The organism is Bariatricus sp. SGI.019 (assembly GCF_050315235.1).
Taxonomy (GTDB): domain Bacteria; phylum Bacillota; class Clostridia; order Lachnospirales; family Lachnospiraceae; genus JAFBIX01.
The window spans coordinates 153,465-163,322 of record NZ_JBNPOQ010000004.1; the positions used below are offsets into that span (position 1 = coordinate 153,465).

Here is a 9,858-nt window from a genome sequence, read left to right on the forward strand (position 1 = left end):
GAAGTGGCAAAGAAAGAGAAGAAGGATGGAACAAAAGAAACAATAACACTGATGCGTTGGCTGATCAGTCAGATTGATGGGGAAGCCTATCGGAGAGGAACGCTCTCTGGAGAGAGGCATCCCATGGTGGACCAGAAGCTGATCCGCCTCCTTGGAGGTCAGAAGAATCTCTTGTCACAGGCTAGAGAGCTGGAACGTGATATTGTGCTTGGACAATCCGGGAAGATCCGATTCGAATGGCGCGATATGAATATGGATATAAAAAAGATTCATTATTCCATAGATATTATGCCGGAACTCTGCAGAAGAGAAGGAATGGAAGACCCGAGATGCAGACAGCTACGGTATATTTCCCAGATGAAGAAATGGAAAGAGAAGGCAGAAGGTACTTGGCTTGCCGGTTATTATGCAGAAGAGATCTGTAAATTGGAAAGAGGACTCTGCTCTCTGGCATTTCAAAAAGATATGGAAGATGAGAAGCTATATCAATGTCTGGATGAAATGATTCATTTACAAGAGCCGGTAGAAAAACGGATATTCAGCGCCCGAGTATTCCGTAATGTGAAGATACCAGAAGAACGACTGACGCCATCGAAGATATTTGAACAGAAGTATGAAAGTAAAGTAATCACTATTTTGAGGCATTCGCCGGAATATGCCGATGGAATGAGTGATGATGAACTATTGAAAGTTCATGGTATCTTATCTTATGCGCAGACATTAGAGTGGAAAGGACCGCTGGTATATCTTTTGGATGGAACGGTGGCTATTGATACTTCTCTGAATCGATATGGAACAATCCTTGGGGCTCAGGCTCTGGAGCATGCTATGCCAAAGTCCCTTGCAGGTGTAAAGAAGATCATCGTTATAGAGAATAAGGCTAATTATGAGAAGATGCAGTATCAAGAGGATGTATTGTATATTTTCTGTCATGGATTTTTCTCACCGAAAGAAGTACGATTTTTAAAGACACTGAAGGATGTAGTTGACGCAGGAACTGAATATTGGCACTGGGGAGACTTGGATTATGGAGGAATCCGGATCTTTCAGTTCAACAAAGAAAACGTAATTCCAGAATTACGACCGTACAAGATGAGTAAGGAAGATTATATCCAGGCAATGGAACTTGGGGCCGGCGTAGAGATAGAAGCCGGGAAGAAAGAGCGGCTTGCTGCCATGAATGCCGGCGAACTGGAAGAATTAAAGAAATGTATACTGGAATTTGGTCAGGAAATTGAGCAGGAATTACTGGTGTGATGAACAGAAGAATTCACAATGACAAAAGCTCCCAGGAGAAGGATCTTTTGTTATTAAAAAATATAATTAGGTACCTTGATAAATGGAAAGAAATATTATATTATTTAGGTACCGAGATAAAAAGGAGGAATAATCATGACATCAGAAAATAAAGAAGTATGCACACAGTGCCCGAATCACTGCCCGATATCGGATTTGAAATGTGGAAGAGGAAGAAGAGCTATGCTTGGTGAAGGGCAAGAGCATGGAGAGATGCACGAGCGTGGAGAAGGAAGAGGACATGGAGAAGGAAGAGGACGTGGAGAAGGAAGAGAACGCAGAGGACATGGCAGACATCACGGACATGGAGAACACGGCAGCCATGATGAGCAGTCAGACCATCATGGAGAACATAGAGGAATGCACGAAGAAGACAGTCTGGCAGGACTGATGCATGCGACTGGACATTTCCTTCATCGTAGAGGTCGTCAGGGCGGCGGACAGGAAGGGATTCTTGCAATACTTGCTGAGAAGGGACAGATGAGTCAAAAAGAACTACAGGACATTCTTAGAATTCAGCCGGGCTCTATAAGTGAAATATTGTCAAAACTGGAGATGAAAGGTCTTATTATTCGTCAGAAAGACGAAGATGACAGAAGGAAAAGCATTGTGCAGTTGACGGATGAAGGCAGATCTGTGTTAGAGAAAGGCAATCCAAGGATGGACGAGTCCGCTTTATTCGAAGTGTTGAATGCTGAAGAACAGGCGGAATTAAAGCTACTGTTAAAAAAGCTCCTGGATTTCTGGAAAAATTAATTTATTGATATTGATTGCTTATTGATGATCGAATTGCTGCTTTTCTTATTTACTTGTCTTTACAGGAATCCCGGCGTAAAGCAATCACTGCAAGCATATCACCAAGTGCCGTAAAGCTGGCAGCCATGATGGAAAGTTCATCATCAGAGAGACATTCGGACAATTTGCAGGCGATTGTGGAAAGGAAACATAAAAAATGATCGAATAAATGAGCAGATAGCTCGATAAATGAAAAAAGTGGAAGAATTTTCTTGTTCAACTTGTACATTTTTTTTAAAAAGAAATTGTGCTAGTATTTTTTTAACAAAAAAAAGGAGAGATTGTAATGAGCAAGAAAACTGTAGTATTTCAGAACTTGGATGAAATCGTCAGATTTGTCCATAAGACAGAAAAATATCCATTTGATATGGATATGAAACGCGGTAAATTTATTGTAGACGCAAAATCTCTATTAGGAATTGTAAATATGGGTTTTAACAAAGAGATTGAATTGAAAGTCTACATGGACGATTGTCAAGATTTTTGGAAAGATATAGAAGAATTTGTTGCAGCGTAAGTTAGAAAACTTGTGCAGAAAAACTCCTTGGCGTATAATAGGTGCGGTGAGGAGTTTTTTATATTATGAGAGAAATAAGAAAAATAGACCGAAGTAATTATTTGTTTAGCAATAAGATGTTGCTGTCATTGATTGTCCCTCTTGTCATTGAGCAGCTGTTGTCTGTGCTTGTCGGAATGGCGGATTCTATCATGATTGCAAGCGTGGGAGAAGCGGCTGTGTCTGGGGTCTCGCTGGTGGATCAGATTATGGTTCTGCTCATTAATATGTTCGCGGCACTGGCGACCGGAGGTGTGGTCGTGGCGGGCCAGTATCTCGGACAGAAAAAGCAAGAGCAGGCATGCCGTTCCGCTACACAGCTGGTGTGGTTCATCACCATTTGCGCAATCGTTATCACCTTGATGGTATACGCAGGAAAATACGTAATCCTGCATGGAATCTTTGGAAAGATCAAACCAGATGTCATGCACCATGCGAACATCTATCTTCTGATCGTAACGGCTTCCATTCCATTTATGGCTTTATATAATGGAGGAGCAGCCATCTTCCGTGCTATGGGGAATTCCAGAATACCTATGCAGGTATCCATTATAATGAATATTATCAACATCGGCGGAAATGCAATTTTGATCTATGGATTTCACAGAGGAACAGAAGGTGTGGCAATACCGACGCTGGTATCCCGTATGGCAGCAGCTGTCATTATCATTACGCTGCTTTGCAATCAAGAACTGACCCTGCATATAGAGAAGACCTTCCGATATCGTGTTGACTGGAATCTTGTCAAGAAAATCCTGAGTATCGGAGTACCGAATGGACTGGAAAACAGTATGTTCCAATTGGGGAAAATACTGGTGTTAAGCCTGATCTCGACTTTTGGAACTTATGCGATTGCGGCTAACGCAGTAAGTAACGCCATCGCCCTGTTCCAGATTCTGCCCGGTATGGCAATCTCATTTGCAGTCACTACCGTCATCTCAAGATGTGTCGGTGCCGGTGATTACGAACAGGTAAAATATTACAACAAAAAGTTACTGATCATTACTTATGTAAGCATGGCGGCAACAGTAGGCTTTATCTTCCTGATCCTGCCATTCATCCTAAGAGCATACAATCTGTCAGATCTGACAGCAGAAACAACCAGACAGATCATACATTTCCACGGAATCAGCGCCGTCCTCATATGGCCGCTCGCATTCACACTTCCAGGAACATTCCGGGCTTCCGGCGATGCCAAGACCTGCATGATCATCTCTATCACATCCATGTGGATCTTCCGGATCGCATTCAGCTACATCCTTGGAAAATATCTCGGCATGGGCGTGTTCGGTGTGTGGGTAGCCATGGTCATCGACTGGGTATTCCGCACCATCTGCTTCATCATCCGCTACTTCAGAGGGAATTGGAAAAAAGATGCAATCGTATAATTGGGGACGGGGGTTTTTTCATTTTCCTCCGTCCCAGATTCGATTTGCCGTGTCCCTTTTTGAAAAATCGGTGTCCCCCTATTGTAAATATTTCGCCGCTATTTTATAATATAATTTACCGGCAAATGAAAATGCCGTTTTGATAGGAGAGAAAATATCAGGGAGGAACACAGGTGAAAAGAGAGTTAGTAATTGTCATTGATTTTGGCGGCCAGTACAATCAGCTGGTAGCGAGACGTGTCAGAGAATGTAACGTATACTGTGAAATCTACTCTTATAAGACAGACCTTGAGAAGATTAAAGAGATGAATCCGAAGGGAATCATTCTCACAGGAGGACCAAACAGTTGCTATGAGGCAGATTCTCCGACTTACCAGAAAGAGTTGTTCGAACTTGGCATTCCGGTTCTGGGATTGTGTTATGGAGCTCAGCTTATGATGCATGTGCTCGGCGGCAAGGTGGAAAGAGCCGATGTCAGAGAGTATGGAAAAACAGAGGTACTTATTGATAAAACAGATTCTGCGGTATTCCAGGGAGTATCACCGAAGACTGTCTGCTGGATGAGTCATTTTGATTATATCTCCAAAGCAGCTCCGGGATTCGAGATTACTGCGCACACGGCAGACTGCCCGACAGCAGCTCTGGAAAATGCGGAAGCAGGCTTGTATGCGATTCAGTTTCATCCAGAGGTTCTGCATACAGTAGAAGGAACCAAGATGTTGTCAAATTTTGTGCTTGGCGTCTGTGGCTGTGCCGGAGACTGGAGAATGGATTCTTTTGTAGAAGAATCTATCAAGCAGATTCGTGAAAAAGTTGGAAATGGAAAAGTGCTTTGTGCATTATCCGGTGGCGTGGATTCTTCTGTGGCAGCAGTATTGTTGTCCAAAGCAGTCGGTGATCAGCTGACATGTGTATTCGTGGATCATGGACTTCTTCGTAAAAATGAGGGAGATGAAGTGGAAGCAGTCTTCGGACCAGATGGAAATTATGACCTGAACTTTATCCGTGTCAATGCACAGCAGAGATTCTATGACAAGCTGGCCGGGGTAGAAGAGCCGGAGAGAAAACGTAAGATTATCGGAGAAGAATTTATCCGTGTCTTTGAAGAAGAAGCAAAGAAGATTGGCGCAGTAGACTTTCTTGTTCAGGGAACCATCTACCCAGATGTTGTAGAAAGTGGTCTTGGCGGTGAATCAGCTGTCATCAAGTCCCACCACAATGTTGGAGGATTGCCGGACTATGTTGATTTTAAAGAAATTATCGAGCCGCTTCGTGATCTTTTTAAAGATGAAGTAAGAAAAGCAGGACTGGAGCTTGGTATTCCAGAAAAACTTGTATATCGCCAGCCGTTCCCGGGTCCTGGCCTTGGAATCCGTATCATCGGCGAAGTTACCGCTGAGAAAGTAAAAATCGTGCAGGATGCAGATGCCATTTATCGTGAAGAGATGGACGCGGCAGGCATGAACAAGACCGTAGGCCAGTATTTCGCAGCGCTTACCAATATGCGAAGCGTTGGGGTTATGGGAGATGAAAGAACTTATGACTATGCGGTGGCATTGAGGGCTGTGAATACAATTGACTTTATGACAGCTGAAGCAGCTGAAGTTCCATATGCAGTACTGCAGAAAGTTATGAGCAGGATTATCAATGAAGTAAAAGGCGTGAATAGGGTAATGTATGACCTGACCAGTAAACCGCCAGGCACAATAGAGTTTGAATAATGAAAAAATTCTGGAAACCCTTATAAACAGGGCATTTCCGGGCACAAGAAGTTCTATTTGATAACAAAATGATAACACCGGATATTTAGGTAGTATTTATCAGCAATCCGGTGGTTGTCAGGTAATATGTGTGAAACCAACAAAAAAGGTCTTACTGAATTGAGTGAAATCAATTTGGTAAGGCCTTTTTTCGTTGGTTTTTATGTTGTTTTTTTCGGGTAATTGTACCGCCACTGGTCATATTCTTCTTTGGTGATCTCCCCGGATTTTAGTTTTTCTGCCTGTTCCTGCCATGCGTAGAACATATCAAACATAGAAAGGTAGGTGGTTCCTTTGGACTTATCCAGCCGGAGACAGAGTTCTCCGTCAATTTCTCCAATATGAAGTCCGTAAAGGTCTTCTAATGTAAATAAGGTGTGCATCAGCCCAACATAACTGTCAATGTCCGGTACAGCGAGTGCATGAGGGGAGACCTCAAAAATGTCAGCCAGTGCATTCAGATAGTTTTCCTTTGGACTGCGAGAGCCTTTTTCGTACTGTGCAATGCGGACATCAGCCTGTGATTCGCTGAATCCCAGCTGTTGACCTAAATATTTCTGCGTGAATCCACGCAGAAGTCGAAAATGATGAATTCTTTCTCCTATTGCCATGCTCATATCTCCTGTCTTTTACTTGATAAATTGAGTATAGCATATATGTATAGTACAGACAAGGAGAAACCATACAAAAAAGTATAGAATTTTTGTTTTGAAACACTTGACCAATACAAAAAAGTATAGTATCATACGGACTATACAGAAATGTATAGTGAGAAACGAAGGAGGGATTTTACAATGAGTAAAATGTTTATGAATGTAAAAGAGGTCATGGAAGTTCTGGAAGTATCGGAATCCTACGCTTATAAGCTGATGAAAAGGCTGAACAGGGAATTACAGGCGATGGGATGCCAGACAATTGCAGGAAAAGTTGACCGGAAGTATTTTTACGAACAGTTCTACGGAACGAGATCAAACGATGGGAGGAATTAAGAATGGCAATTTACAAGACTGAAAGCAATAACACATGGTACGTTATGGTACGGTATCAGGACTGGACCGGCGAACGTAAGCAGAAATGCAAAAGAGGATTTGCAACAAAAAGAGAAGCTGCACAGTGGGAGCAGCAGTTCATACTCCAGAAGAAAGCCAGTATGGATATGGAACTGGAGAGCTTCTGCAAATTATATGAGGAAGATGTGAGACCAAGGCTGAAAAAGAGTACCTGGCTTACAAAGGAAAATATTATCAAGTCCAAGATTTTACCCTATCTGGGAAAAAGAAAGGTGTCAGAAATCACCGCAAAGGATGTTTTGGACTGGCATAATGAGCTTCGCAAATTGACAAGCAGGAAAGGAAAACCTTTATCCCCTACTTATCTGAAAACAATCCATGGACAGTTGAGTACGATTTTCAACCATGCGATCAAGTTTTATGATCTTAGCATGAATCCGGCAAGGAAAGCTGGCACAATCGGCTCAGAAGAAAGCAAGGAAATGCTCTTCTGGACAAAGGCAGAGTATAAACAGTTTTCAGAAGAAATGATGGATAAACCACTTTCCTACTATGCGTTCCAGTTATTGTACTGGTGCGGAATCAGATCCGGGGAGCTTTTGGCTTTAACTCCTGCGGATTTCGATTTCCAGAAGAGAACGTTGCGGATCAACAAATCCTATCAGCGTTTAAAGGGAGAAGATGTGATCAGCACTCCGAAAACAAAGAACAGTGTCCGTACTGTAACTATGCCAAAGTTCTTATGTGACGAAATGCAGGATTGTTTGAAGTTATATTACAGCCTGCAGCCGGATGACCGTATTTTCCCTGTAACTAAGTATTATCTGAACCATGAAATGGAAAGAGGATGCAAAGCAAGCGGTGTGAAAAAAATCCGGGTGCATGATCTCAGACACAGCCATGTCTCTTTGCTGATTAACATGGGCTATACAGCACTGGCAATCGGAAAAAGGGTTGGTCATTCAGCAGAAAAGATCACTTACCGATATGCGCATCTGTTCCCGTCCGTACAGCAGGATATGGCAGACCAGTTGGATGCAGAAAACATGAATGAAGAACCAAATGATAGGGAAGGAGGACTTGCGTATGTCAGCTAAATGTTTGGATAGACAGGGGCGTTGGAGAAATAAAACGGTAGCTTTTCGGGTATCACCGGAGGAGGATGAACTTCTGGAAACAGCGGTTAAATTGTCCGGTCTGACTAAACAGGATTATATTATCCGAAGATTGCAGGAAAAAGAGGTTGTAGTGACAGGAAATCCGAGAGTGTATAAGGCGTTGAAAAATGAACTGGCAAAGGTTCTGAATGAACTGAAACGTTTGAAAAAGGGTGATGATGTGCCGGAGGATTTACTGGAAGTAATCCGGCTGATCACAGTGACGATGGATGGCATGAAGGAAGAATAGAAAATGCCTTTAAGTGTCGGCAAACACCTAAAGGCAGAGATTTGGTAGAATACTCACCAAAAACTTTCTACGAGTATTCTATCAAAATCTCCACTTCCTTTCAACGGGAAAATAAGGAGGAACGATGGAAACGAACAGAGTAGAGACAAAGAAAACAGAAATAAAAAGGACGGAGTCGGATCTGAAGCTGATAAATATGGAATCAGTGGAAGTAGAGCAGATTGAATGGCTGTTCTATCCGTTTATTCCTTTTGGAAAAGTAACGATTATTCAGGGAGATCCGGGAGAAGGAAAGACTACGATGGTACTTCAGATTATTGCGAAGTTGACCAAAGGCGAAAAAATTCTTCCAGAGCAACAACAGGCAACAGACGAGAAGGATAGAGCAGAAAAGAACGTTGACTCTGATGCGAATCCAGTGGAAAGCCCGATAGAACCTGTGAATGTTATTTATCAGACTGCAGAAGATGGATTGGGCGATACTATCAAGCCTCGACTTCTTGCAGCTGGTGCAGATTGTTCCAGAGTGATGGTAATTGATGATAACGATCGGGCATTGACCATGATGGATGCCAGATTGGAAGAAGCTATCATACAGACAAAAGCCCGTCTGGTAGTTTTAGATCCAATACAGGGATTTCTTGGAGCAGAGGTGGATATGCACCGGGCAAATGAAATCCGTCCGTTAATGAAGCGTGTGGCAGTGCTTGCAGAGAAATACCACTGTGCAATCATTCTGATCGGGCATATGAACAAAAACAGTAACGGAAAATCTTCTTACCGTGGATTGGGTTCGATTGATTTTCAGGCGGCAGCCAGAAGTGTGCTGATTGTTGGGCGGATTAAAGATGAACCGGAAATCCGTGTGGTATGCCATGTGAAAAGTTCCCTTGCACCGGAAGGGAAATCAATTGCATTCCGATTAGATAAGGATACTGGATTCGAGTGGATCGGGGAATACGACATTAGTGCGGATGATCTGCTCAGTGGTGACAGCAGAGGTCAGAAAAGCCGGAAGGCAAAGGAGTTTCTGTTGGAAATATTGGCTGATGGTGGCATGGCACAGAAAAAGATTGAAGAAGAAGCGGAAAAACGAGGAATTAAGAAGAAAACCCTACGGAACGCAAAACTGGAACTGGAGATTGATTCGGTGAAACGTGGAAATCAATGGTTCTGGATGCTTCCAGAATAAAAGGAAGATGGCAAGATGACTATTTCTTAAGAACAGGGCATCTTGCCACCTTGAAAGGAGACAACATGGAAATAAAAAATGTACAGATACCATTTGCCTTGTTTAGACAGCTGGTTTCCTATCATTTGATGGAAGATCAAAGCTGTTCGGAGGAAATTTGCAAAGGGCTTATGGAGAAAGTGGAGCGTATGGCAAACCGGCAGTTATATACACAGTCGAAAACTGCTCCGACAGAGGAAGAACGGGAAAAGTCCCGTCAGGAATATCTGGACAGGCGGGGAATACCGGAAAGCTTTCGATGGTAACAGTTCTTGTTGTCTGTCCTATGACAGGAGCGTGTCACGCACCTGTAGATAGCAGACAAGGAGAAAGCTGGTAAGATGCAAGACGGAAGGTTGTGGATAAAACGACAGTGCGTTGGTGGTTTGATGGCTGTGAAGGATGCCCTGAAACG

11 protein-coding genes and 1 pseudogene are annotated in these 9,858 nt (G+C 42.9%); 10 read left to right on the forward strand and 2 right to left on the reverse strand.

All coding sequences use genetic code 11. From position 1 onward, the window contains the following. Positions 1-3: 3 nt before the first annotated feature. Both ACQRD1_RS03960 and ACQRD1_RS03965 read left to right on the forward strand, forming a co-directional pair. On the forward strand, positions 4-1,257 hold the full coding sequence (locus ACQRD1_RS03960; RefSeq protein ID WP_235232348.1) for a Wadjet anti-phage system protein JetD domain-containing protein: 1,254 nt from the start codon (positions 4-6) through the stop codon (positions 1,255-1,257). A gap of 135 nt (positions 1,258-1,392) precedes the next feature. Next, a complete protein-coding gene (locus ACQRD1_RS03965) occupies positions 1,393-2,052 on the forward strand; it encodes a MarR family winged helix-turn-helix transcriptional regulator (protein WP_235232347.1) in 660 nt (219 codons plus the stop codon). 49 nt (positions 2,053-2,101) lie between these two features. Here ACQRD1_RS03965 and ACQRD1_RS03970 read toward each other — a convergent pair whose 3' ends face one another. Continuing rightward, the gene (locus ACQRD1_RS03970) at positions 2,102-2,320 is read right to left on the reverse strand and encodes a DUF6774 domain-containing protein (RefSeq protein ID WP_420370568.1); all 219 of its coding nucleotides are present in this window, start codon (positions 2,318-2,320) and stop codon (positions 2,102-2,104) included. Positions 2,321-2,377: 57 nt separating this feature from the next. Here ACQRD1_RS03970 and ACQRD1_RS03975 point away from each other — a divergent pair, with 57 nt between their 5' ends. The 3 genes from ACQRD1_RS03975 (at position 2,378) to guaA (ending at position 5,756) form a co-directional block, all read left to right on the forward strand. Further along, positions 2,378-2,608, forward strand: a complete 231-nt coding sequence (locus ACQRD1_RS03975) for an HPr family phosphocarrier protein (RefSeq protein WP_235232346.1) — start codon at positions 2,378-2,380, stop codon at positions 2,606-2,608. A 65-nt stretch (positions 2,609-2,673) separates the two neighbouring features. Continuing rightward, a complete protein-coding gene (locus tag ACQRD1_RS03980; protein WP_235232345.1) occupies positions 2,674-4,035 on the forward strand; it encodes an MATE family efflux transporter in 1,362 nt (453 codons plus the stop codon). 173 nt (positions 4,036-4,208) lie between these two features. Beyond that, the gene (gene guaA, locus ACQRD1_RS03985) at positions 4,209-5,756 is read left to right on the forward strand and encodes a glutamine-hydrolyzing GMP synthase (protein ID WP_235232344.1); all 1,548 of its coding nucleotides are present in this window, start codon (positions 4,209-4,211) and stop codon (positions 5,754-5,756) included. A 203-nt stretch (positions 5,757-5,959) separates the two neighbouring features. Here guaA and ACQRD1_RS03990 read toward each other — a convergent pair. Continuing rightward, positions 5,960-6,406, reverse strand: a pseudogene (locus ACQRD1_RS03990) (helix-turn-helix domain-containing protein); the annotation flags it as partial. A 183-nt stretch (positions 6,407-6,589) separates the two neighbouring features. Here ACQRD1_RS03990 and ACQRD1_RS03995 point away from each other — a divergent pair. The 5 genes from ACQRD1_RS03995 (at position 6,590) to ACQRD1_RS04015 (ending at position 9,709) form a co-directional block, all read left to right on the forward strand. Beyond that, complete coding sequence (locus ACQRD1_RS03995) at positions 6,590-6,784, forward strand: hypothetical protein (RefSeq protein WP_005611072.1); 195 nt, start codon at positions 6,590-6,592, stop codon at positions 6,782-6,784. 2 nt (positions 6,785-6,786) lie between these two features. Beyond that, positions 6,787-7,902 (forward strand): site-specific integrase, encoded by a 1,116-nt coding sequence (locus ACQRD1_RS04000; RefSeq protein ID WP_055261453.1) that lies wholly within the window; start codon positions 6,787-6,789, stop codon positions 7,900-7,902. Then, the gene (locus ACQRD1_RS04005) at positions 7,892-8,212 is read left to right on the forward strand and encodes a plasmid mobilization protein (RefSeq protein ID WP_022092899.1); all 321 of its coding nucleotides are present in this window, start codon (positions 7,892-7,894) and stop codon (positions 8,210-8,212) included. The genes ACQRD1_RS04000 and ACQRD1_RS04005 overlap by 11 nt, the downstream gene beginning before the upstream one ends. 124 nt (positions 8,213-8,336) lie before the next feature. Beyond that, positions 8,337-9,404, forward strand: coding sequence for an AAA family ATPase (locus ACQRD1_RS04010; protein WP_022092900.1), 1,068 nt, complete (start codon positions 8,337-8,339; stop codon positions 9,402-9,404). 71 nt (positions 9,405-9,475) lie between these two features. Further along, positions 9,476-9,709, forward strand: coding sequence for a complexin-2 (locus tag ACQRD1_RS04015; protein ID WP_427786934.1), 234 nt, complete (start codon positions 9,476-9,478; stop codon positions 9,707-9,709). Positions 9,710-9,858: the final 149 nt, after the last annotated feature.